This is a genomic window from Bacteroidia bacterium (assembly GCA_023228875.1).
Taxonomy (GTDB): Bacteria; Bacteroidota; Bacteroidia; order NS11-12g; family UBA955; genus JALOAG01.
Window position 1 is genome coordinate 40596 of sequence record JALOAG010000007.1, and the last position, 23823, is coordinate 64418.

The window sequence follows — 23823 nt, forward strand, 5'->3', positions numbered from 1 at the left end:
AATTGTTTTGAATAATTTACTAAAATAGGGCTGCGAATTTAATAGAAAAGTCAAGCTCTTTTAAACTCAATTTCACTTTCATATTCATTCATCAAATTCAAGTTCATTTAAAGCACTTCTAAGTTCTGAAAGTGCGTGCATATCTCTAATCTTTTGTGTGATTTCTATTCCTTGTTTGTAAATCTCTTTGGCTTTTTCAAATTCCGATTTTGCTTCATATAGTTTAGCCAAATGATAATAAGTGGCTACATATTCGGGACTATCGTGAATGAGAGCCAAAAACTGCTGTTCAGATTGTTCATATTGCCCCATATTAAAGAGCTCTAAAGCCATGGCATAACGCAAAAAGGCATCGTCTGGCGTAACTTCTAACAAACTTTTTAACTGTAACAACCTAGCCTCTCTTGGATTATTCATTATTTGTTGTGATAAATTTTGTGATACAAGCTGTCAATAGTAACTTTGCAAACTTAAACAGAAATCCATAATATGAAGATATTAGTGTGTATGAGTGTGGTTCCGGATACAACCACCAAAATAACGTTCGTTGAAAATAATACAAAATTCAACACACAAGGTGTCCAATTTATCATTAACCCTTATGACGAAGTATCTATTACAAGAGCATTAGAACTTACTGAAAAGCACGGTGGCACTGTCAGCCTTATGCATGTTGGCACAGCCGAAAACGATGCTGTCATTCGTAAAGGATTAGCAATTGGGGCACATGATGCTTATAGAATTAATGCCGATGCTGTTGATGGTCAATTTGTAGCAGAACAAATTGCTGCATTTGCCAAAGACAAAGGATTTGACATCATCTTCACCGGTAGAGAATCTATTGATTATAATGGTGGGCAAGTATGTGGGCTTATTGCTGAATTATTAAAAATTCCGGCAGTAAACATTGTAACCTCCATTGAAGTAGATGGCACATCTGCAACTTTAACAAGAGATATTGATGGTGGAAGCGAAAAACTAAACTGTCCGCTGCCGATGGTGGTAAGTGCACAAAAAGACCTTTGTGAACCAAGAATCCCCAACATGAGAGGTATAATGTCAGCAAGGACCAAACCATTGAATGTTGTCGAACCAGTTTCAGTAGAAGCATTTGGCAGTTATCAACGTTTTGAAAGCCCAAAACCAAAAGCCGCAGTCAAATTAATCGACCCTGAACACCCGGAAGAACTCATTCAGTTATTAAGAAACGAAGCTAAAGTTATTTAAAATTTTATAAATCGAAACATTATGTCAGTAGTAATATTCGCAGAAAATTCAGATGGCAAATTCAAAAAAGGTGTTTTTGAAGCAGCCACATACGCATACAAAACAGCATCCAAAATCGGAACCGAAGCTCATGCCCTTGTAATTGGCAATGTGCAAGATGAAGATTTGAGTAAATTAGGCATATACGGTATTTCCAAAGTATTAAAAATAGCAACTCCTGCTAATGAGTTTCACCCCCAACCATGGAGTGAATTAATTGCTCAAGGATATAAAAACTTAGGAGGTACTGTTTTGGTCGTTTCAAATACATATACAGGCAAATCAATCGCTCCGTCTATTGCCGTTAAACTCAATGCCAGCTTAGCAACTAATGTTGTAGAGCTACCTGATACAGATAACGGTTTTAGTGTAAAAAGAGGAGCATTCTCCGGCAAAGGATATGCTTACGTTTCTCTATGCAGAGCAAACAAAGTGATTGCACTCACTCCCAACTCCATTGATGTTGAAGAGAATGAAGTAACAACATCCTTCGTTTCTGAGACTATTGGAACACAAGCATCTGTTACGAATGTAATAGAAATATCAAAAACACAAGGCAAGATTCCACTCACAGAAGCAGAAATCGTGGTTTCTGCCGGCAGAGGGATGAAAGGACCTGAAAATTGGGGAATGGTTGAAGAACTTGCTACTATTTTGGGCGCAGCAACTGCCTGCTCTAAACCCGTGAGCGACATGGGTTGGAGACCACATTCTGAGCACGTGGGACAAACCGGTATTACGATAAAACCTAACCTCAATATCGCAATTGGAATTTCCGGTGCTATACAACATTTGGCTGGCGTGAGCTCAAGTAAAGTAATTGTTGTTATTAATACTGATCCTGAGGCACCATTTTTTAAAATCGCTGATTACGGAATTGTTGGCGATGCATTTCAAGTGCTTCCCAAGCTCATTGCTGCCGCAAAAGCGACCATGAACAGTTAAACTAAATAGAAAAGATAATGGGTAAAGTCCTTGTTCAAGTGGATGAAATTATTCTTGGAGCAATCCACTCCACTTATCAACTTATCTTGAAAGAGGTCAAGGGGAATAGGAAATTACCCATTATTATAGGCATACCCGAAGCGCAATCTATTGCACTTGCTATTGAACACAAGATTCTCAAACGACCCAATACACACGATCTCGTTCACTCAATCAGTGATAAAATCAATCTGACCATGAAGGAAATCTTCATAAACAGATTTGAAGACGGTGTATTTTATGCCATTATTACTTTTGAACAAAATGGTACTTTTTATGAAATCGATTCTCGCACCTCAGATGGAGTAGCGCTTGCCGTAAGGTTCAATGCTCCGATTTATATAGATGAACGTGTTTTGGCAGAAACCGGAGTAGATATCACAACTGAAGATTTTGATACACCAGGGAGAATAGTTGAAGATTTTGAACCACCCCAACCCAAATCTTTCAAAGAAGAATTAGAACTGATGAGTATGTCAGAATTAGAGCGTCTTCTACAAGAAGCATTAGTCAAAGAAGATTATTTTACCGCAGCCACTATTCGCGATGAAATTTCAAAGAGAAAATAAAAGTCTTTAATATTTATTTACATCAATTCACCCTCTTACCATTTCAAAGATTCTTTTAGAATCTAAGCTGAGAAATGTAAACAGCAACACCGTGAATGCAATAAATGAGCTACCTCCATAACTAAAAAACGGTAGAGGAATACCAATCACCGGCACTATCCCTAATGTCATTCCTATATTAATAAAGAAATGCATCAATAGAATTGAAAAAAGTCCATAACCAACCACCCTACTATATGTGGTGCGCTGTCGTTCCGCCAAAAAGAGAATTCTTCCCATAAAAACCAAGTATATTATAATCATGGAAGCTGTGCCAATAAACCCCCATTCTTCTCCAATCGTGCAAAAAATAAAATCCGTACTCTGTTCAGGCACAAACCCCATCAAAGTTTGTGTGCCTTGCATAAAACCTCTACCGGTCAATTGACCTGCACCAATGGCTATTTTTGACTGATTCACATTATAACCAATTCCCATCTTATCCTCTTTAAGGTTGAGTGTAACTAAAATCCTATCTCGCTGATACTGCTTTAATACTTTATTGAAAAAGAAATTAACCCCAACATTGATAGCTAAAGAACCAACAACAATAAGAAACACCAAGAGTAACGCTTTTTTGTATCTTCTCAGCACAAAAGCAGCAATAGCACCTAAAGCAACAATCCCAATGGCGATCGTATAGCTATGAAAATAATTATCAAAAATAATGGACAAAATAAACAATAAGACAACCCAAAGCCCCATCACAAGAATATATCCAGGCATGCCTTCTCTAAAAAAAACCAATACAAAACTAAAGAACACTAAGGCAGAACCTGTATCATTTTGCGCTAATGTAAGCAGAAAAGGCAGACCCACAAATGTCATACAAATACCTATGTTTCTATATCCTTTGAAAGAAATGCCATACCCATCCAGATACTTAGCAATTGCCAACACAGTAGCATATTTAGCAAACTCAGCAGGTTGCAGTCGAAAACTCCCAATGCTTATCCAGCTTTTAGAGGCAGCAATAGTCGTCCCAATTACTAACACTAAGACAAGCAACCCAATTACAACAGCATAAATTCCATAAGAAGTTATATGAAAAAAAGTTGGTGTTAATAGCATAAAGAAAAAGCCAATGCCTAATGCAACTGCCATAAATATCAATTGTTTACCATGATTCTTTGAAATATCCCAAAACACCGCATCATCTATTGATGTTGATGCAGAAAACACATTCAACACCCCAAAGGTTGAGAGTATTAAGAATAAAATGATGGTTAACCAATCCGGTCTGGGCTTTTCTTGAAAAATTCCTGGATTGTAGTAATTAACCATGCAGCAAAAGTAATATTAAGAACCCTACCATGTATGATCTGCAATTATTTTCCATCCATCATTTTCAAAGAATTTGAATAACAATGAAAATTTACCGCTTAAAACCGTATCCTGTCTTGAAACAGTCCAACTACCCGGCACTAAATATACATGACTTTCTACCGGAATCATCTTTTCAATTTCAAACTTCAGTTGACCTCTTTTGGCATCACTCTCAAAATAGCCTTTTTGATAAGAATCATACAAACGCTGCCAGCCATATTGCACACCGGAAAATGTAAGAAAGGGTAATGAGTCTGACTTCCAATATAATGACATAAACCCCGACAAATCGCCATTGTTCCAAGAATCTGATTGCGCTGTTATCAGCTGCGGTATTCGAGTAGCCTTACTTTGCTCCTGCTTTTCGTAACTTTTCTTCATAGCTGGTATCACATAACTTCCCAACAAAGCAGCAATTAGAAAAAACAATAATGCACCCGCTGTTTTTTTGTTCATTTAGTAAAATTGTATTTAAGTGACACTTGAATCAAATTATGATACACTCCATTTCGTCTGAATTGATCAATTGGCGAAGGAAGCAAATAAAAATCTCTTTTAATGATTGTTCTTATTGAATATTCATAACCAATAAACAAAGCAAATTGCTCATTAAAAGCATATTCCCCTCCACAGTGCCACAAATAATCCACATTTCTCAACCCTATAATTTCCTTTGCAGAACCTCCATCATCAAATTTTGAGCTAAATACATAAGCCCAAGTCAAACCGGAACGAAATGCAAATTTTTTGTGAATATAACGGTAATATAATGGTAGTTCAACATAATGATAGGAATAAATTAAGATAGGATCAAGTCCTTCAGGGTCGCGTCTATTCCTACTCCCCTTTCCCATATACATCAAATCAAATCCTATAGAATGCTGCTTATCTGGCAGTACATAATGCAAAAAGACACCTCCATTAAACCCAAGTTTATTATACCCTGCATTCCTATCCCCGTCAACTTGGGAAGCATTAAATCCTCCTTGTAAACCACCCTCAAATTGTTGAGTATACACAGGTTCATTCAAAACGATGAGCATAACCAATATAGCAAACAAATTCTTCATAGCAGTCAAAGGTAACTCTATTTACTGGTTTCTCATGATGAATTTATCAATCGAAATTAAGCTAAATAAGATAAGCATAACAAGAATAATGAATATATATCTATATACCAATCGATCCACTGCTCACTTTACAATCAAATTTTGTTACAAATAAAAAAGTTATTGTAGTCAATAATTATTATACTATTATTGCACTACATTTATTATTATAAACTAAAATTTACAACTATGGAAACTATTGACATGTCACAATTTGACCAAAATCAGGGTCTCATTGCAGCTTTATTTGCCGGTATCGGCATGGGATTAATGATTTTTTATATATTAATCTTAGCATTGATTATTATTAGCTTATGGAAAGTGTTTGAGAAAGCGGGAAAACCTGGATGGGCGGCAATAGTACCCATATACAATATTGTCATCTTACTTGAGATTGTCAAGAAACCAACTTGGTGGATACTATTATTACTAATCCCTTTTGTCAATGTTATTATAGCTATTATCATATACATAGAGTTAGCAAAAGCATTTGGTCAAGGCGTGGGTTTCGCTATCGGACTGCTACTCTTAAGTATAGTCTTCTTCCCTTTGTTAGCATTTGGCGACTACAAGTATGGCTATATTGAAGACAACGCAAACACCCAATCATAGTCATCTCAAATTCTGAAAGAAACACCTTAAGCTCCCAACACAATTGGGGGCTTTTTTTTTGAAACAATTCAACCCTATCAAATCAACAACTATCAAACATTCACTGTATCTTTGACAACCCATTTAATCACTCACAAATGAAACCCGAAAGTTTAATGATGTCGCACGGCTATAAGCCGGAATTATCAGAAGGTGCAGTAAAAAGCCCAATATTCATGACTTCTACCTTTGTATTCAATACTGCAGAAGAAGGCAAAGCATTTTTTGAAATAGCTTATGGACACAGGGCAAAACGCAAAAAGGAAGAGCTTGGATTAATCTATAGCAGGATAAATAATCCTAATTTAGAAATTTTCGAAAATCGTCTTTGTTTGTGGGAAGAAGCGGAAGATTGCTGTGTTTTTGAAAGTGGCATGGCTGCGATTTCAACAGTATTCTGGGAGTTTTTACGTCCCGGTGATGTGTTATTAATGAGTAGTCCGGTTTATGGTGGCACTGACCATTTTGCAAAAAAAGTACTCCCTCAATTCGGAATCAAAGTGGTAGAATTTGGTATCAACCAATCCAAGAAAGAAATAATAGACATGCTTAAAAAGAACGGACTGTCGGATAAGGTAGCACTCATCTATACAGAAACACCTGCTAATCCAACCAACGATCTCATTGACATATCGGTTTGCAAAGAAGTAGCGGGATACTTGTCAAAACCAGGCAAACAAGTTTATGTAGCTGTTGACAATACCTATATGGGTCCGCTATGGCAACATCCGCTTCAACATGGGGCAGACCTTGTGTTGTATTCTGCAACTAAATACATTGGCGGACATAGCGATATAATTGCCGGTGCTTGTCTTGGAAACAAAGAGATAATGCCAAGGGTCAGGGCTATGCGAACATTCATGGGCAACATGGCTAGTCCCCATACAGGATGGTTGTTACTTAGAAGCCTCGAAACCCTCAAGGTCCGAATGGACACACAGTCAGCCAATGCTGATAAGATTGCCGCCTTTCTTAACAAACATCCCAAAGTCGAAAAGGTATATTATCTTGGAAACATTCCTGCACAAAGCACACAAGGAAAAATCAAGAAGAAACAGTGCCTAAGTAATGGAGCGATGATTTCATTTGAAATCAAAGGAGGCGAGAAAGATTCCTTTAAGTTTCTCAATTCATTGCGACTCATCAAACTTGCAGTAAGTCTTGGCAGCACTGAAAGTCTGGCAGAACATCCTGCAACCATGACCCATTGCGATGTCAACCCTGACGAAAGAAAAAAATTATCCATTACTGAAAAGATGGTGAGATTGTCAGTAGGAATTGAAAATTACGAAGATATCATTGCTGATATTAAACAGGCTCTCGACAAAGTCTAACATGGTGAGCCAAATCTCAACTGAGAGCTTTAACCCAGTATCTTCATTTTGGCAAACTTAAGTACTAAGGTCTTAGAACCACTTTCTTCAAAATTCACCACCGCCTTACTATTAACCCCTTCACTACTTACAGACTCAACGATACCTTTTCCAAAGCGTTGATGCATCACCCGCGTTCCTGTAGTTAGCGCACTTAAATCATCCGGCTTAAAGTCAGAATCCGTTATCTGTTGCTTAGGGGTAGCAAATTGATTGCGATAAGCAGGATTAATTGAAAACTTATTTGTTTGATTTGACAAAGGCTCATGCTTGCCAAAAACTGATGATTTATCAGGCAACGGCTGACCTTTAAACATAGCATTCACGTTGAGATAACGAGGTTCTATCTCCGTAAGGAAGCGGCTTGGCTCACAATATAACAACGTGCCATGTCTATACCGAGACGTAGCATAACTCAAATGCAATTTCTTTTCTGCTCTTGTCACCGCTACATAAAACAGCCGTCTTTCTTCTTCTAAGTCTGCCCTACTCTGGAGTGTCATAAACGAAGGGAATAAATTTTCTTCTAACCCCACAACAAATACTGCAGGAAATTCTAATCCCTTGGAGGCATGGATGGTCATCAATTTTACTTTTTCAGTTTCATCCTCATCTTGTTTGTCTGCATCTGTGAGCAGTGCCACATCTTGTAAAAAAGCATCAAGTGTTTTATCTGCTTCATTTGTGTCATCCTCACAAAACTCTTTGACACCATTGAGCAATTCCATTATATTTTCATAACGCGATATCCCTTCAGGCGTTTTATCATCATGTAAATGCTTTAGCAATCCGGATTGTTTTGCAACATATTCAACAGTATCATAAGCATCCTTTGTGTTGGCAGCATCTCTGAAATTACTGATTAACATGACAAAGTTCTGCAATTTACTAATTGCACTGCCAAAAACATCAAAGTGATGAGCCTTTTCCAACACTTCCCACAAGGACACATTATATTGATTTGCTATATAGACTATCTTCTGAATCGTTGTATCTCCAATGCCTCGAACAGGATAATTAATTATCCGTTTCAATGCTTCTTCATCCTTTTGATTGACCACCAGTCTTAGATAAGCAATAAGGTCTTTAATTTCTTTTCGTTGATAAAACGAAAGTCCTCCGTAGATTTTATACGGAATATTCATCCTTCGCAATGCCTCTTCAAAAGCCCTTGACTGTGCATTCGTTCTATACAGTATTGCTATATCATCGTTTTTGAAGTGGTGTGCGGTAGTGAGCTGATAGATTTGTTGTGCAATCAGCGATCCTTCTTCCTTATCAGTAACCGCTTTAATCACACTGATTTTATCCCCTTCAGGATTAGAAGTCCATATTTTTTTATCTAACTTTTCTTTGTTATGATTAATAATATCACCGGAAGCCGCAACAATTGTTTTGGTTGAGCGATAGTTCTGTTCCAATTTTACAACTTGATATTCAGGGTAATCAATTTCGAAATTCAGAATATTTCGAATGTTAGCTCCTCTAAACGAGTAAATACTTTGAGAATCATCACCTACCACACAAATATTGCGCGACACTGCTACTAACTTTTTGATTATCATGTATTGACAATGATTCGTATCTTGATACTCATCAACTAATACATATTTAAACTGGTGCTGATATTTATTTAACACATCAGGATGTTCCTTCAACAGTTTAAAGGTATTGAGCAGCAAATCATCAAAATCCATCACATTTGATTTGAAGCACCTTTTAGCATATTCTACAAAAATTTCAGCAGTTTTGGGTCTCCCATTAGCCTCATCAGAAACTATATAATCAGAAGTAGCCATGTATTCTTCTGCCGTAATCAAATTATTCTTTGCTGAAGAAATCCTATTGTAGATGACAGCGGTTTTATAGAGTTTATCATCAAGGTTCATTTCCTTAATGATGGACTTTACCATACTCTTGGAATCGTCTGTGTCAAAGATTGTAAAATTATTTTGATAGCCAATCTTTTTGGCTTCCGCTCTTAGGATTCTTGCAAAAACAGAGTGAAAAGTACCCATCCATAAATTCTTTACTTCCGGTCCAACCAATCGTTCTATCCTTTCACGCATTTCACGTGAAGCTTTATTTGTAAAAGTTAAAGCTAAGATATTAAAAGGATCAACGCCATGATACATCAATAAAGCAATTCGATAAGTCAACACTCTGGTCTTTCCTGAACCTGCACCCGCGAGAACCATCAAAGGACCCTCTAAACATTGAACAGCTTCCCTTTGGGACTCATCTAAATCTTTAAGAAAAGGAGCTTCATGCATGTTTTCCTCCATGCTTCAAAAGTACATTTGATTTATTGTGTATTAAAACTATTTGCCCACGTAAAACTCACAAATATTCAAAAATCAGAATATCTTGATTGGAACTGCTATCGGCAGGAGTATTAGCATATTTTCTTTGAACGTAGGGAATTAAGAAACGCATGTCATTATACCATTTATCAAACCCATTAAAATATCTAAAGAGGTAATTCAACATTTCAAATTCATCTTTGAACTCTCTTTTATTCTTTTTCTTAAAAGAGTTCTCCATGTTTTCCATGTAGATTTTAAAATCTAACATGCTCTCAAACCAATTCCTATAAATTGCATAATTGGTATTAGTGGCAGCAATAGCATAAGTTTCTCTGGTTTTAGGGAAGCGCATCCCTGTCAAATTATTGTATTTTTTTGCTAACCAGCTTGGTTTCTTGTCTGCACCCGATTCTTCAATCTTGATTGCCAAAAAGAAAACTGCATACTTTCCCAAATAGTATTCGGCAACACTATACAATTCTTTCAGACTTGGAATTTCTTCTAAATTAAGACTGTCTTCTGAAAACCTAGTAGGCATTTCGCTTTTGAGATACACCAATTTAAAAACTTTCTTGTCAATTTTTGGTGTTTCAACACGTTTCGTTGCAGTATTCACAACAATTAGAAGTATCAGGAGAGGGTACTTTAATATACTCCAGTACTTCTTTTTATTTTTAATGAGTACCATTCAGCCGGCAAAAGTATTTTATTCATTTCTTACCATAATTTAAAAGTTTTCCAAACACGTGGATAAGTTGACGAACTGCCAATTCACTCACATCTTTCACCAGAAAAACGTTTTGTCAATTTTTACTATTTATACAAAGACTCACAGAAATCATAAAAACAACAAATACGCCTCCCAATTTTATACTTTAATCCGTCATATCACACCATTTAAGCATGGATAACAAACAACATTAATCGCTTTCCCGTATTTTTGCACATCTAAATCCTAAGTGTGGAACGAGTAATTCTTTTCTGTTGCATTGCAATTTCTTTACTTTCATGTGAGAATAAAAAAGAAGACCCTAAAGCAATCTTAGGACTTGAGTATTTCCCGATGAACGTTGGCAGGCAGTATATTTACCAAATAGACTCGATCATTTTTGATGATTTTAACCAATCAGTTGACACTTTCAGTTCGCAATTGAGAATTATTTATGCAAATGAATTTAAAGATAGTACATATACACCCTCAATTAGAGTAGAATACGACAATCCGGACAAAGGGTTTAATGAACCCAACAACCGATGGACCAGTGTTATCAAAATGACTAACAATGCGGTTATCAACTATTCAGACACCTTTAGAACCATTAAAATGGTTTTTCCTGTTAAAGAAGGAAGCAAATGGAACTGCAATTTGTACAACAACTTAAATGAGCAACTTTATAAATATAAAAACGTTGGAAAACCTTATGCTGCTGCTAATTTCACATTTTCTAAAACTGCAACAGTAGTGCAAAATGAATTAAAAACATTGCTTACAGAAATCAATGCATTTGAGGTTTATGCCAAGGATGTCGGTTTAATATATGCAGAAAACACTTATATCCAGCGCTTTGACGGAAAAGTATCCGGTCGAAAAATAATTACCACACTGAAAGACTATAATTAAAGGTGAAATTTCAAACTTCCATATTACTGTTGTTTCTGTCTATCCTCCTTTGGGCTTCATGTCGCAAGGATAAATTTGAACAATATGACGAAAACAAATTGGGAGTTGATTACTTTCCTTTAAAACCTAAAATGTACCATGAATACAGTGTTGAAAGGATAACGTTTGATGCCTTTAACCAAAAATCAGATACGGTACATTTGATTATGAGAAACGAACAAGACACTTTTTTCAAAGACAACTTGGGCAGAACCGCAATGCGTTATATTCAATATACAAGAAACATGAATGAAACCCAATGGAGCAGCGAGCGAACCTATTACTATGTAAGCCAAAAAACCCATATTGAATCTGTGGTTGAAAATAAAAGAAGTGTAATACTGACATTTCCTGTGCTTGAAGAATCTGTATGGGACTTGAACACATATAACAAAGAACCTCAATATCTTCTAATTTATGACAAGAAATTAGAGTCGTATAACAATGGATTCATTCAATCCAATCAAAGTATTGAGATTACTCGTTTTGGACGTGATTTGCCCTTTGAAGTAAACTCGTGGAAAGAAATTTATGCCGTTGATATTGGACTTGTATCAAAAGAATATACTAATATTGACCTGTTAGATAATAATTACCCATCAGGAACTAAAGAAAAGATAGAATTAATCAGCTATGGATTTAAATAAAAATGCTAAGATACTCACCTTATTGGTATTGAGTTTCATAACAACGAACATTTTAAATGCACAAGATTCAACAGTAAAAAAACTGCAATTTATTATCTCGTTAAAAGACAAGACAGGAACACCCTTCACTATTGATCACCCTGAGAGTTTTTTGAGTCCCAGAGCAATAGAGAGAAGACAAAGATTGCAAATCCCCATCAATGAAGAAGACCTTCCCCTCAATCCTTCATATAGAGATCAAATATCACAAATACCTGGAGTACATATCCTTTATACTTCTCGTTGGTTCAACAACCTGACTATTGAGTTAGACACCACCATAACTTCAACTCAAGTAATACGAAACCTTCCTTTTGTTAAATCTATCGATTACATTGGAGGAACACCAATAAGAGAACAAAAAGACACCACTCGCACCTCAGAAGATTATTTAACAAGTAACAAAGAATTTGACTACTTGCGACTCAGCTATCATTCCGATAGGTTATTGTCCATTCCTGAATATTACGGCAAAGGATGGGAGCAAATCCAAATGCTATCCGGTCATGTGGTCCACAAAGAAGGTTACACAGGAGCAGGTATATTGATTGCAATGCTTGATGTAGGATATCAGAACTACGACCGCTTACCGATTTTTGACAGTCTCATGGTAAACAACCGTATTATTGCCTACAACGACTTTGTAGATTTTAATGGTAGTGTATGGGAGGATGGTTCACATGGCACAAATGCGTTAAGCTGCATTGCGGCAAATGTTCCAGGAGTTTTTGTAGGAACTGCACCCGAAGCTTACTTTGTACTTGTGAGAACAGAAAATGAAGGTTTTGAATCAAGAATAGAAGAATCAAATTGGTTGGCAGGAGCAGAATACGCTGATAGCATTGGAGCAGATTTAATCAGTTCTTCATTAGGCTATACAACATTTTCAGAGAATGAATTTTCGCACACTTATAGCGATATGAACGGCAAAACCACCGTGATTACACTTGCTGCTGACAAAGCCTATGAAAAAGGAATAATAGTGATGAACTCTGCCGGCAACGAAGGCTACTCTCCTTGGCATTACATTGGAGCACCCGCAGATGGAGAGCATGTTGTAGCTGCAGGAGGCGTTGATGAATATATGTATCCGTCCACATTCAGTTCCTACGGTCCTACATCAGACAACAGAATAAAACCAAATATTTCTGCATTGGCTACAGATGTAATCGTTGCTGAATCCAATGGAGATATTGGTCCTTCTAATGGCACTTCGTTTTCCAATCCTATTCTGAGCGGAATGATGGCTTGTATGCTGCAAGCATGTCCTGACAAGACCCTCGACCAAATATTAGATGCAGTATATAGAAGTGGTTCGCACTACGCTACTCCAAATTCCAGATATGGATATGGTGTACCACATTTTGAAATGGCTTTGGCAATCTTAGGTAAGTTAAAAAACTTTGACCCGAACTATAATCATATTTTTGAAAATGAAATTCAGAAAGGATTTGCATTAGCTACCTTACGTCTTTATTCCGCTTATGTTCAAAAGGTTACAATCACCCTGAAAAAACAAACAGGACACAATAAGTTCTCTAAGATTGTAAAAACAAAAGTAAAATTGAAAGCCGGTGATTTTTATAGCACCCCTTGGCTCATTGATTATTTACAGAAGAAACCTCTTAAAAAGGGATATTATATCATCGAAATTAAGTCAGATTACATGAATTACCAACGCTTGCTTAGCGTTGGAGGATAAGAACAACCTTAGCTGCTGCTTATACATTTTTTTGGGAAAAACCTCCGAGTTTTCAATCTGTGATTTTTGACTGGAACTCCTATAGACACAACTTAAATCTTGCATTATTCTTTCTAATAAAAAAACATTTAGCCGATTGCGAAAAACCAAAACCGGGTGAATATGATATATTTTTCATATATTTGGCGTAGCCAACCAACTATAAAACATACTATGAAATACACAAACTACATCAAAACCATAGTACTTATCTTAGGTTCTACATCCATCTTAAACACAAATATACTTGCTCAAAATTGTGTATGGGAGCACGAATCTGAAATTGATTGCAATTATAATCTTTCAATTGGATTCACTTGCGACTGTGGTTTCAATACCCATGAACATCAATTTACTGCACCTTTTTACTGTCCAACTGACTGTGGTTGCTGGGGCACACCAGGTATATCTCAACGAACAGCAGGTTGTGGAGTTTGTGGTTGGAATGATGATACTTTATACGCACTAATCGGCAACCCTACAACAAATGCATATAAATTTTTGCGTACACAATCAATAGTACCAACACCTTCTGTTCAAGCAGGCATAATTGCTTATGATTGGAGGGATGTAACTCGGCAAGTTAAAGATTGTAACACAACTATAATTAATACACTTTTCTGTTGTGCCAATATAGATCCTGATAAGTGTACGCCTTGTGGCTGTGGAGTGGTTGAAATTGATTAGCTAAACTCTAAAACATATTTACGCCCTGCACACGACCCATATTACCTTCCTTGTCCCAACCCAAGTCCTTAAACATTTACCAATTGTTAAAAAACATGAAATAGATTATTATGAAAAGAACACTACTTCTCTCCCTCATACTACATTTATTTTTTGGATATCGCACTCAGGCGCAAGAGCCTCTGAAGCTTCTGTACTACAAACACTTGGCACGACTGAATGTATCTACTACATATTTCTTTAACAACACATTACTAAATGAAAACGGCTGGCTCTTTGTACGCGTATTAAACGTATATGATTCTTTAGAATTTGATACATACAAAGCAAATAGATTCGAAGACGACAATGGTTCTGGTAGTATCATTTTTGCATTTGATAATAAGGGCATCCTCAGATGGACATTACCCTACAACAAAAAGAACACCACACTGGGTGCTATGGGGCTTATTGGTTCGGGACCAAATAACAGCCTTTATTTTGCCTGTGGGGCAAGAGACTCCATAGTTTTTGACAATGGTTTAAGAATGGATTTTGAACAACCGGACTTTCCTATTGCAATTTGGGGGGTAATTGACTCTACCGGCATCGTTACCAAAATTATTAATCAAAACAATCAACATTCATTTAAAAATGATTTTACACATGACCAATTTTATAACTTTGGTATAATAACAGCATCTTCTACGATGAAAGTTAAATTAACAGACTCCTCGATGAAAGAAGTAATTTACTTTCCACTATCCAGTGCGCGATCTGCAACGATTGACAACAAATTAGATGCTTACTTTGCTTACATTATCAGTCCTAATTCAAATATCAATATTCTTGACACTGCTATTATAACGGTAAGTGGTGAATACAAATGGGTCTTAGTAAAAGTGAGTAAAGAAGGAGATACTTATAAACGCAAATGGATGCATATCGTCATGAATAATAAGAATGACGAACTGCAAGAAAACAAACTCGTAAAAGTGGACAGGCATGGCAATGTCTTTTGGGCAGTTAGACATGGGCAAGATATTATCATTGACAATCACATTATTCCGTTCTATGACAACTTAGCTGCTAATCAGGCTAAAGCAAGTATTCTTCGCTTTGATTCGGATGGCAATTATTTGGGTGCTCATAATGACTCCTCAACATCATCTTATTCTTCAGAGCACAAACAATCCATCTGGTTAGAATATGATAAAGACATGAATGTGTATGCTTACTTCTATTCAAATTCGCGAGTGTATAATTTCGACCAAGTACAATTTGATGAAACTTATAGCCATAGACACAAAATATTGATCTTTGACAACAACAGCAAGACTTTTAACAAGGCATATACACATATAGGAGGAAGATTCGACAAATCTATAGCTCCGCCCCGTTTTATTTTTTGGCATTCTTTAACAAAGTTAGCAAACTACACTTTCTTAGATGGAACATTTATAGAGCCAAAATGGGATAGCGACTATGCTTTTACGGTAATGGACACTATCACTCCAAAGTATCCTGTTGCTGTTCCACAAATTCCTGCTCAAGGCAATGACATCACCATTTATCCCAATCCTTCATCTAACAGCTTCATAATTACAAACAACAACAAACTGTCCGTAGTTTGCTCAGTCTATTCTATGGATATGCGATTGATAGAAAAAATGACTTTAGAGGGTGATGCTACAATTGAGCTTTCTTCAGTCATCAGTCCGGGAGTATATTTCGTGCAATGTCAAAATAGCGAAGGCTTTAGTCAAACAATTAAGATTATTAAACAGTAGGGCTACAAAACCTGTTTTGTAGTACAATAGGATTACTCTAAATATAGAACAATGTTAAAAAAGTAAAGTTGTTAGAACTTCAAATAAAGTCAAACTCATCTCAGTATTGAAACTTTAACCTTTGAAAGAATCATCATTAGAGTATAAAAAAAATGCGACCCATTGAGAGTCGCATTTTTTTATTATTTACAATTTATTTAAACGAGTACAACAATCTTATTATCAAGCACCTCAACAATGCCTCCGCTAATTTCAAATCTTTTGGATTCATTGTGTGTACTTAACTCAACAACACCTTTTACCAAATTAGATACGATAGGTGCGTGTCCTTTAAGGACTTGAAAAGAACCTTTTGCTCCCGGCAATGTTATATTGTCTGCTTGTCCTTCAAAAAGCGTTGTATCCAGTGTAATGATTTTTACTTCTAACATAGAAACAATTATTTAGCTTCTGCCAACATTTTCTTACCTTTCTCAATCGCATCTTCAATTGTTCCAACAAGGTTAAATGCAGCTTCAGGATATTCATCTACCTCTCCATCCATAATCATATTAAAGCCTTTGATGGTATCTTTAATATCAACCAATACACCTGCCAAACCAGTAAACTGTTCTGCAACATGGAAAGGTTGAGACAAGAATCTTTGTACCCTACGTGCTCTGTGTACCACCAATTTATCCTCTTCGCTCAATTCATCCATTCCAAGGATTGCGATGATATCTTGCAACTCTTTATAGCGTTGCAGAAGCTCTTTCACTCGTTGTGCACACGCATAATGTTCTTTACCTAAAATTTCTTCTGTCAGAATTCTTGATGTAGAATCCAATGGGTCAACTGCAGGATAGATACCTAACTCCGCGATTTTACGAGAAAGTACAGTTGTAGCATCTAAGTGAGCAAATGTAGTTGCGGGAGCCGGGTCAGTCAAGTCATCGGCTGGTACATAAACCGCTTGCACAGAAGTAATAGAACCACGGTTTGTAGAAGTAATTCTTTCTTGCATTGCTCCCATCTCGGAAGCCAACGTAGGTTGATATCCCACCGCAGAAGGCATACGTCCCAAAAGTGCAGACACCTCTGAACCCGCTTGTGTAAATCTAAAAATATTGTCAATAAAGAATAAGATGTCTTTTCCTTGCCCTTCTCCTTCACCGTCACGGAAATATTCAGCCATAGCCAAACCGGACAATGCCACTCGAGCACGTGCACCTGGAGGCTCATTCATTTGTCCGAAAACAAAGGTTGCTTGTGATTTTTCCAATTCTGCTTTGTCAACTTTGTTCAAATCCCATCCACCTTCTTCCATACTGTGTAAGAATTCTTTACCATATTTAACAATTCCTGACTCAATCATTTCTCTAAGCAAGTCATTTCCTTCACGAGTTCTTTCTCCAACACCTGCAAAAACAGAATATCCGTCATGACCTTTTGCAATATTATTAATCAACTCCTGAATCAATACAGTTTTACCCACACCTGCACCACCAAATAAGCCGATTTTTCCACCTTTAGCATAAGGCTCAAGCAAGTCAATTACTTTAATTCCGGTAAAGAGAGGTTCGGTTGAAGTAGAAAGGTTTTCAAATACAGGGGATTCTGCATGGATTGAACGTCCTTTATCTCTATTCAACACACTGATTCCATCAATAGCATCACCTACTACATTCAGCAAGCGACCTTTAATTTGGTCTCCGACCGGCATTTGAATAGTTTGACCTAAGTCATTCACTGCCATTCCACGAGTAAGACCATCTGTAGAGTCCATTGCAACTGCTCTAACTGTTCTTTCTCCTAAATGTTGTTGAACTTCTAAAATAATTTCCTGTCCGTCAGATTTTTTAACGGACATTGCGTTGTAGATTTTTGGCAACTCAGTTCCTTCACCTTGAAAGGTTACGTCAACTACCGGACCAATTACCTGTGAGATTTTTCCTATATTAGCCATGAATTTATTGTGTTTATTACAGCTTGTTTTCGTGGCGCGAAATTAAACTTTCTGACCGTTAAAAAAAATAGCTGTTAATCTTTTTTCAATGAGTTTATCACAATTTATTTTTATCGAACAATCAACGCAAATCACTGTATTTACATTGTAAATTGAAAAAAAAACAAGTAATTGCACAACTAAATTAAATAAACATAAATTCAAGAGAATGAAGAAGTTAGTATTTTTATTTGTCGCAATTACACAACTCTTTTCAGCATCAGCTGATGAAGGAATGTGGATTTTGTCCTTGCTTAACAAGCAAGAAGCAGCCATGAAAGCAAAAGGACTCAAGTTGAGTGCGGAGGATATTTACAACGTAAATAAATCTTCTGTTAAAGATGCAATCGTATGGTTCAATGGAGGTTGTTCAGGTGAAATAGTATCAAACGAAGGTTTGTTATTAACCAACCATCATTGCGGATACGATGTCATTGCCGGTTTGAGCACTCCCGAAGACAACATCTTGGACAATGGCTTTTATGCACAAACAAAAGCAGAGGAAAAAAGACCAAACTCAGCGCTTTCTGTTTCTATCCTTCAAAAAATCGAAGATGTAACACAAGCGGTCTTAGCCGAGCTTCAAAACCTCAAAGATGAGTCTGAACGCGCAGCTAAAATTAAAGAGTTGACGAATAAATATAAAAAGGAGTATGGAAATAACGATCCATTTATTGATGTTCGTTTATATGAAATGTTCAAGGGCAATCAATATTTTGTGTTTGTATATGAAAAGTTCACAGACGTGAGATTTGTAGGGACACCTCCTCAAAATGTTGGTAAATATGGAGGAGACTCTGACAATTGGATGTGGCCCAGACATACCGGAGATTTTTCGATTTTCAGAATTTATGCAAATAAAGATAACAAGCCGGCAAATTACAGTGCCGACAATGTTCCTTACAAACCAAAGCACTACTTACCTGTTTCACTTAAAGGTGTTTCAGAAGGTGATTTTGCGATGATTATTGGTTTTCCGGGCAGAACAAACCGTTACGAATTTGCTGAAGCTGTAAAATTGTCGTTGGATGAATCCAATATGAGTATTGTTGATATGAGAAATATCCGTCTTACTGAGTGGAGGAAAATTATGGACAAAGACGTAGCTACTCGACTCAAACTTTCATCTCAATATGCAAGGGTTGCTAACTATTGGAAATATTTTATTGGACAAACTGAACAGTTGAAAAGACTGCATGTGTATGATGATAAAAAATCTGATGAGAAAGTCTTCCAACAATGGGCTAATAACAAGAGCGAATACAAAGATATTTTAACACATGTTTCAACAGCGGTGGACGCATACAGACCTTATGCAAAACACTTGTATTACATTGCTGAAGGAGTTTGGACTCCTGAAATAATGACATTGGCACGCTATACTTATGCTATTTCAAGCAGCTATGATCAAAATGACGAAGCAGCAATCACTAAGAATATCAATGCATTTAAAACTGCAATTCAAGAAAAAGACTGGAATCCTTTGTTATGGGAGGCAGATCAGAAAATCTTTGCTCGCATTGTATATAAATACTACACCGACATTCCCAAAGACCAACAACCGGAATTAATCGCAAAGATTGCGCAGAAATATAAATTTGACAAAGCAGGTATTGAAGGAGCCTATAAGTTCGCTGCTGATTTTTACAAAAAGAGCAACTTAAGCAGCAAAGCAAAAGCTGAGAAGTTTGCATCTAAACTCAGCAAGAAAAACATTGCAAAGGATAACTCCAGTGAATTCTTTGCGACATTTGCCACATTGTTCAACAACCAGATACTGCCTAAATACAGAACTTATTTAAGTCAAATCAACGAATACGGCAGAACATATATAAAAGGTATCATGGAAATGCAAAACACGCCTCCGGTTGCAACTACAGATAAAGACGGGAAAGCCACACTCATCAGTGATGAAGCTTATGAAGCAATGAAAGCTGCTGAAAAATATGCTAAAAAAGAGCTTTATCCGGATGCGAACTCTTCTATTCGTTTAAGTTATGGAACTGTTAAAAGCTATGAGCCTCGTGATGGCGTGCATTATGACTATGTAACAAACATGAAAGGGGTATTAGACAAATATGTACCCGGTGACATTGAGTTTGATTTAAGTCCAAAGTTCTACAAATTGGCAAAAGACAGAAATTATGGTCAATACGCTGACAAAGATGGAAGGCTCAAAATTAATTTTCTAACTGATAATGATATAACCGGTGGCAATTCAGGTTCTCCTGTGATGAATGGCAATGGCGAATTGATAGGAATTGCTTTTGACGGAAACTGGGAAGCCATGAGTGGCGACATATATTTTGACCCTACATACAAAAGAACTATTTCTGTTGACATTCGCTATGTGCTTTGGTGTATTGACATCTTAGGTGGCGCACCACATATCGTGGCTGAAATGACGCTCGTGAAATAGTCTTAAAATTTCACTTTGAATCAAAAAAGCACATGAACATTCATGTGCTTTTTTGTTATACAACTACATGAATTGCCAGGAATCAAAAACAGTTGATTTAAAAATGCAATATTAAAATAATAGGAAAATCCTCATCGAGGGATGTTCGCCCTTGAATGTTTATTTCTTTACAAGTTCGTCTTTCTCAAAACTCGCCAAACAGAAATCACACACAATCACATTTTTCTTGAAACCAAATCCTAACAGGAGTTTTTGGAAAAAAGATTTCTTCTGCATAATGCTGCTGTTATTCTCATTCAATTGTCCGCACGAAGGGCAAACAAACATGGCATTAATTTCTTTTATAGCTAAGTCGGCACCGGGGTTTCTCTTTTTGCGTAACTCTTGCAATATTGAGTATGCTTCATCAAAGTCTATATTGGATACTTTGAGCACAACCCCACCCAGCGCATTTACATACAACATATTGATTGATTCATTTTCCAGAAAACAACGCACACCCTGTGCCTCCAATATGGACTTAGCCAAATAGGCTTCTGTGCTATTGTTATAAATAGCTAAGGTTACCAAAACAGGGCTTGTATTTTTCTGCATTTTCATATTCTCCTCTATCCTAAAAAGTTACGTTGAGTGCAACTTGCCAATTGCTAAATTTATGACCTGACGCAAAGTTACTAAGATTTCCGAATCTTTCCATGTCGCGGTTTATATTTCTTAAACCATATTTAAAAGTAAGCGAAAATCCCATAGAGCCATAACCCACAGGAAATTCCACAGGAACCCCGGCAACAAGAGCGTAATCCATCAGATGTATCGGCAGTCCATAAACCAATGCAATCCCTTCCTTATCAAGGTTTCTAAATAAAGATGAACGCAAGAGGATAGCCGGTTGCACCCCAAAGAATACACGGTATTTTACACTTTGCTTGTCGGCAACTTTGACTTCTTTAATTTTATATTCAAGGCAAATCGGAAACTCAAAATAAATCAGATTAATTCTTTCAATTGCACTGTCACCCTCAGCTTTAAACTTCACTCCCTTAAAACTAAAGCTAATTTCATCATATAAACTTAATCTCTTGGATTTATTAAGAGGAATCCGGTTATACACACCACCCGTAAAGGCTGTTATTGGCAGTGGAGATTTAAACAAATCACCATAGAATCCATTAACAGCATAACCCATTCTTATTCCCAAATCCAAAGATTCTTTTTCATCAGGATTTACATAAAAAAAATCGTCTTCTTCTTGTGCAAACAGAGTACTTACACAAGTCATTAAAACCAACAATATGGCAAGTTTCTTAAACAATCTTATTCCCTTTGAGTGATTGATGCACTGCAATATCCATAATCCTCTCTGCGTATGGTTTAGAAAATTCATTGAGAGCATCTTTACATGCAAGTATAACATCTTTTTCTTTTGATTGTAACGAATTCTTTAAGTCATCTATTACTTTTAAAGTCCCTTGATATTCATCTTCCGTCAGCAAATCGCGATTTTTATTTAAAAACTGTTCAGTAGTGGCAATTAACTGCTGTGACTCCGTGATTGCTTCCTGTAACATTCTCGCTTCCATATCACTTTTGGCATTTTTAATTGAATCAAGCAACATCATTTCCACTTGTTCATCAGTTAAACCATAAGCCGGTTTAATTTTAATCTCTTGTTTCACTCCCGAACGCAATTCAGTTGCATCAACTGTAAGGATACCATCTGCATCTAACAAAAATGTTATTTCAACCTTTGGCAAACCTGCAGGCATTGGAGGTATTCCCTTCAACTCAAATTCCCCCAATTTTCTATTGTCTGCCACCAACTCTCTTTCACCTTGATAAACATTGATAATAATGCCGGTTTGCCCATCTTTTGAGGTTGTATATTGACGACTCGCCTTACACGGTATTTTAGAATTTCTACTTATTAAGAAGTCCATCAAGCCTCCAAGTGTTTCAATCCCTAAAGACAATGGGGTAACATCCAACAACAACACGTCTCTCCTATTTCCGGCTAAGACATCAGCTTCGACAGCCGCCCCAAGAGACACCACTTCATCAGGATTGAGCTTATCATTGAGTGAAGTGTTTTCAAAAAATGTTTTCACTGCCTCACATACAGCGGGCACCCTGGTTGATCCACCCACCATCACTACTTCATCAATATCAGCACAAGTTAATGAAGCATCCGACATTGCCTGATTGCAAGACTCTATTGTATTCTTAATAAAGGGTTGAATCAGCTGCTCAAATTTTGTTTTCGCAAGAGTGAGTTTCCCCGTAAAACATGGTGTTTCTATTATTTGGGTGAAATTTTCTTGAGTTGATAAAGCAATCTTAGCTTGTTCAGCAGTAATTCTGAATTTTTGTGCACTAACTTTATCTTGCTGCAAAATCTCTTTTGCTAATCCAATTTGTGAAATCCAATAATTTACAATGGCGCTATCAAAATCATCTCCTCCCAAAAATGTATTACCATTAGTAGCCAACACCTCATAAATTCCATTTTCAATTCTCAGTATGGATACATCAAAAGTACCGCCTCCAAGGTCATAGACTGCAATTGTTTTGGATTCATCTTTATTCAATCCAATACCATACGCAAGGCTTGCAGCAGTAGGTTCATTAATAATCCTAAGCACATCCAACCCTGCCATTTTCCCGGCATCTCTGGTAGCCTGCCTTTGGACATCATTAAAATAAGCCGGCACTGTAATTACAGCTTTTGAAACATTTCCATTCAAAGCAGCCGATGCTCGCTCTTTCAATTCCCGCAGAATCAGAGCAGAAAGTTCAATCGGATTATAGAATTTATCACCTATGTTGATTTTTACAAGAGAGTCATTCTCTTCATCAATGATTCTGTAATGAAAGAAATCTGACTTTGAGACTACATCCTTGTATGATCGTCCTAACAATCTTTTGATGGAATAAATAGTACGTTCAGGAAATATCTCCAGCATTTCTTTTGCTTTTGCACCAATAACAGCTCGATCATTCTCATCAAAAAAAACAACAGAAGGAACGATTGTGCTACTGTCTTTTGACAATGCTTTAGGAGTACCACCCTCAGAATTACAAACAGACACAAGGCTATTGGTAGTACCTAAGTCTATTCCTACAATATATTCAGGCTTTTTGAGAGTCCCGTCTTTTACATTAATACTAATCTTTGACATAATTTTTAATCATTTGCAAACAGAATTCAATGTTATCAAGCAAAACAAGCTACCCCCTCACATTGAAATCATTTGACC

22 protein-coding genes are annotated in these 23823 nt (G+C 36.7%); 11 read left to right on the forward strand and 11 right to left on the reverse strand.

All coding sequences use genetic code 11. The features are described 5' to 3' along the window. Positions 1-84: 84 nt before the first annotated feature. Entirely contained in the window at positions 85-417 is a 333-nt protein-coding gene (locus M0R38_08390) for a tetratricopeptide repeat protein (GenBank protein MCK9481761.1), read from the reverse strand. Positions 418-489: 72 nt separating this feature from the next. On the opposite strand from M0R38_08390, the gene M0R38_08395 reads away from it, so the two are divergent. Genes M0R38_08395 through M0R38_08405 form a run of 3 tightly spaced genes read left to right on the forward strand, consistent with a single transcriptional unit; the run spans position 490 to position 2819 of the window. Then, complete coding sequence (locus M0R38_08395) at positions 490-1227, forward strand: electron transfer flavoprotein subunit beta/FixA family protein (GenBank protein ID MCK9481762.1); 738 nt, start codon at positions 490-492, stop codon at positions 1225-1227. A 21-nt stretch (positions 1228-1248) separates the two neighbouring features. Then, complete coding sequence (locus M0R38_08400) at positions 1249-2211, forward strand: electron transfer flavoprotein subunit alpha/FixB family protein (protein MCK9481763.1); 963 nt, start codon at positions 1249-1251, stop codon at positions 2209-2211. Between the two features lie 17 nt (positions 2212-2228). Next, entirely contained in the window at positions 2229-2819 is a 591-nt protein-coding gene (locus M0R38_08405; GenBank protein ID MCK9481764.1) for a bifunctional nuclease family protein, read from the forward strand. 27 nt (positions 2820-2846) lie between these two features. Here M0R38_08405 and rodA read toward each other — a convergent pair whose 3' ends face one another. The 3 genes from rodA to M0R38_08420 are packed head-to-tail and all read right to left on the reverse strand — an operon-like array spanning position 2847 to position 5254. Then, positions 2847-4142 (reverse strand): rod shape-determining protein RodA, encoded by a 1296-nt coding sequence (rodA, locus tag M0R38_08410; GenBank protein ID MCK9481765.1) that lies wholly within the window; start codon positions 4140-4142, stop codon positions 2847-2849. Positions 4143-4166: 24 nt separating this feature from the next. Further along, positions 4167-4640, reverse strand: coding sequence for a DUF4440 domain-containing protein (locus M0R38_08415; GenBank protein ID MCK9481766.1), 474 nt, complete (start codon positions 4638-4640; stop codon positions 4167-4169). Next, complete coding sequence (locus M0R38_08420) at positions 4637-5254, reverse strand: PorT family protein (GenBank protein ID MCK9481767.1); 618 nt, start codon at positions 5252-5254, stop codon at positions 4637-4639. The genes M0R38_08415 and M0R38_08420 overlap by 4 nt, the downstream gene beginning before the upstream one ends. 228 nt (positions 5255-5482) lie before the next feature. On the opposite strand from M0R38_08420, the gene M0R38_08425 reads away from it, so the two are divergent. Together M0R38_08425 and M0R38_08430 are read left to right on the forward strand one after the other, a co-directional pair. Continuing rightward, the gene (locus M0R38_08425; GenBank protein MCK9481768.1) at positions 5483-5905 is read left to right on the forward strand and encodes a DUF5684 domain-containing protein; all 423 of its coding nucleotides are present in this window, start codon (positions 5483-5485) and stop codon (positions 5903-5905) included. A gap of 137 nt (positions 5906-6042) precedes the next feature. Next, positions 6043-7278 (forward strand): cystathionine gamma-synthase family protein, encoded by a 1236-nt coding sequence (locus M0R38_08430; GenBank protein MCK9481769.1) that lies wholly within the window; start codon positions 6043-6045, stop codon positions 7276-7278. Positions 7279-7307: 29 nt separating this feature from the next. Here M0R38_08430 and M0R38_08435 read toward each other — a convergent pair whose 3' ends face one another. Then, entirely contained in the window at positions 7308-9602 is a 2295-nt protein-coding gene (locus tag M0R38_08435) for a UvrD-helicase domain-containing protein (protein ID MCK9481770.1), read from the reverse strand. Between the two features lie 55 nt (positions 9603-9657). Further along, positions 9658-10311, reverse strand: coding sequence for a hypothetical protein (locus M0R38_08440; GenBank protein ID MCK9481771.1), 654 nt, complete (start codon positions 10309-10311; stop codon positions 9658-9660). A 273-nt stretch (positions 10312-10584) separates the two neighbouring features. On the opposite strand from M0R38_08440, the gene M0R38_08445 reads away from it, so the two are divergent. The 5 genes from M0R38_08445 (at position 10585) to M0R38_08465 (ending at position 16166) form a co-directional block, all read left to right on the forward strand. Continuing rightward, a complete protein-coding gene (locus M0R38_08445) occupies positions 10585-11244 on the forward strand; it encodes a hypothetical protein (GenBank protein ID MCK9481772.1) in 660 nt (219 codons plus the stop codon). A gap of 2 nt (positions 11245-11246) precedes the next feature. Beyond that, on the forward strand, positions 11247-11930 hold the full coding sequence (locus M0R38_08450; protein ID MCK9481773.1) for a hypothetical protein: 684 nt from the start codon (positions 11247-11249) through the stop codon (positions 11928-11930). Continuing rightward, on the forward strand, positions 11917-13671 hold the full coding sequence (locus M0R38_08455) for a S8 family serine peptidase (protein ID MCK9481774.1): 1755 nt from the start codon (positions 11917-11919) through the stop codon (positions 13669-13671). The genes M0R38_08450 and M0R38_08455 overlap by 14 nt, the downstream gene beginning before the upstream one ends. Before the next feature lie 213 nt (positions 13672-13884). Then, positions 13885-14397, forward strand: coding sequence for a hypothetical protein (locus M0R38_08460; GenBank protein MCK9481775.1), 513 nt, complete (start codon positions 13885-13887; stop codon positions 14395-14397). A 110-nt stretch (positions 14398-14507) separates the two neighbouring features. Continuing rightward, entirely contained in the window at positions 14508-16166 is a 1659-nt protein-coding gene (locus M0R38_08465; GenBank protein MCK9481776.1) for a T9SS type A sorting domain-containing protein, read from the forward strand. A 197-nt stretch (positions 16167-16363) separates the two neighbouring features. Here M0R38_08465 and M0R38_08470 read toward each other — a convergent pair whose 3' ends face one another. Further along, positions 16364-16597 (reverse strand): F0F1 ATP synthase subunit epsilon, encoded by a 234-nt coding sequence (locus M0R38_08470; GenBank protein MCK9481777.1) that lies wholly within the window; start codon positions 16595-16597, stop codon positions 16364-16366. A gap of 8 nt (positions 16598-16605) precedes the next feature. Then, on the reverse strand, positions 16606-18111 hold the full coding sequence (gene atpD / locus M0R38_08475) for a F0F1 ATP synthase subunit beta (GenBank protein MCK9481778.1): 1506 nt from the start codon (positions 18109-18111) through the stop codon (positions 16606-16608). Positions 18112-18319: 208 nt separating this feature from the next. Here atpD and M0R38_08480 point away from each other — a divergent pair, with 208 nt between their 5' ends. Continuing rightward, positions 18320-20569: a S46 family peptidase gene (locus tag M0R38_08480; protein ID MCK9481779.1), complete on the forward strand. Its 2250-nt coding sequence runs from the start codon at positions 18320-18322 to the stop codon at positions 20567-20569. Between the two features lie 159 nt (positions 20570-20728). Here the strand turns inward: M0R38_08480 and M0R38_08485 are convergent, their stop codons facing one another. Genes M0R38_08485 through hscA form a run of 3 tightly spaced genes read right to left on the reverse strand, consistent with a single transcriptional unit; the run spans position 20729 to position 23745 of the window. After that, positions 20729-21163 (reverse strand): DUF2007 domain-containing protein, encoded by a 435-nt coding sequence (locus M0R38_08485; GenBank protein ID MCK9481780.1) that lies wholly within the window; start codon positions 21161-21163, stop codon positions 20729-20731. Between the two features lie 19 nt (positions 21164-21182). Next, complete coding sequence (locus M0R38_08490) at positions 21183-21881, reverse strand: PorT family protein (GenBank protein ID MCK9481781.1); 699 nt, start codon at positions 21879-21881, stop codon at positions 21183-21185. Next, positions 21874-23745 (reverse strand): Fe-S protein assembly chaperone HscA, encoded by a 1872-nt coding sequence (gene hscA / locus M0R38_08495; protein MCK9481782.1) that lies wholly within the window; start codon positions 23743-23745, stop codon positions 21874-21876. Before hscA ends, M0R38_08490 begins: the two co-directional genes overlap by 8 nt. Positions 23746-23823 lie beyond the last annotated feature (78 nt).

Bases quoted from the DNA above. Each gene is read 5' to 3' on its own strand.
- M0R38_08435 (MCK9481770.1), bottom strand. From the start codon at position 9,602: ATGGAGGAAAACATGCATGAAGCTCCTTTTCTTAAAGATTTAGATGAG.
- M0R38_08455 (MCK9481774.1), top strand. From the start codon at position 11,917: ATGGATTTAAATAAAAATGCTAAGATACTCACCTTATTGGTATTGAGT.
- M0R38_08470 (MCK9481777.1), bottom strand. From the start codon at position 16,597: ATGTTAGAAGTAAAAATCATTACACTGGATACAACGCTTTTTGAAGGA.
- rodA (MCK9481765.1), bottom strand. From the start codon at position 4,142: ATGGTTAATTACTACAATCCAGGAATTTTTCAAGAAAAGCCCAGACCG.
- M0R38_08430 (MCK9481769.1), top strand. From the start codon at position 6,043: ATGAAACCCGAAAGTTTAATGATGTCGCACGGCTATAAGCCGGAATTA.
- atpD (MCK9481778.1), bottom strand. From the start codon at position 18,111: ATGGCTAATATAGGAAAAATCTCACAGGTAATTGGTCCGGTAGTTGAC.
- M0R38_08425 (MCK9481768.1), top strand. From the start codon at position 5,483: ATGGAAACTATTGACATGTCACAATTTGACCAAAATCAGGGTCTCATT.
- M0R38_08460 (MCK9481775.1), top strand. From the start codon at position 13,885: ATGAAATACACAAACTACATCAAAACCATAGTACTTATCTTAGGTTCT.
- M0R38_08415 (MCK9481766.1), bottom strand. From the start codon at position 4,640: ATGAACAAAAAAACAGCGGGTGCATTATTGTTTTTTCTAATTGCTGCT.
- M0R38_08395 (MCK9481762.1), top strand. From the start codon at position 490: ATGAAGATATTAGTGTGTATGAGTGTGGTTCCGGATACAACCACCAAA.
- M0R38_08440 (MCK9481771.1), bottom strand. From the start codon at position 10,311: ATGGTACTCATTAAAAATAAAAAGAAGTACTGGAGTATATTAAAGTAC.
- M0R38_08480 (MCK9481779.1), top strand. From the start codon at position 18,320: ATGAAGAAGTTAGTATTTTTATTTGTCGCAATTACACAACTCTTTTCA.
- M0R38_08485 (MCK9481780.1), bottom strand. From the start codon at position 21,163: ATGCAGAAAAATACAAGCCCTGTTTTGGTAACCTTAGCTATTTATAAC.
- M0R38_08405 (MCK9481764.1), top strand. From the start codon at position 2,229: ATGGGTAAAGTCCTTGTTCAAGTGGATGAAATTATTCTTGGAGCAATC.
- M0R38_08400 (MCK9481763.1), top strand. From the start codon at position 1,249: ATGTCAGTAGTAATATTCGCAGAAAATTCAGATGGCAAATTCAAAAAA.
- M0R38_08420 (MCK9481767.1), bottom strand. From the start codon at position 5,254: ATGAAGAATTTGTTTGCTATATTGGTTATGCTCATCGTTTTGAATGAA.
- M0R38_08465 (MCK9481776.1), top strand. From the start codon at position 14,508: ATGAAAAGAACACTACTTCTCTCCCTCATACTACATTTATTTTTTGGA.
- M0R38_08390 (MCK9481761.1), bottom strand. From the start codon at position 417: ATGAATAATCCAAGAGAGGCTAGGTTGTTACAGTTAAAAAGTTTGTTA.
- hscA (MCK9481782.1), bottom strand. From the start codon at position 23,745: ATGTCAAAGATTAGTATTAATGTAAAAGACGGGACTCTCAAAAAGCCT.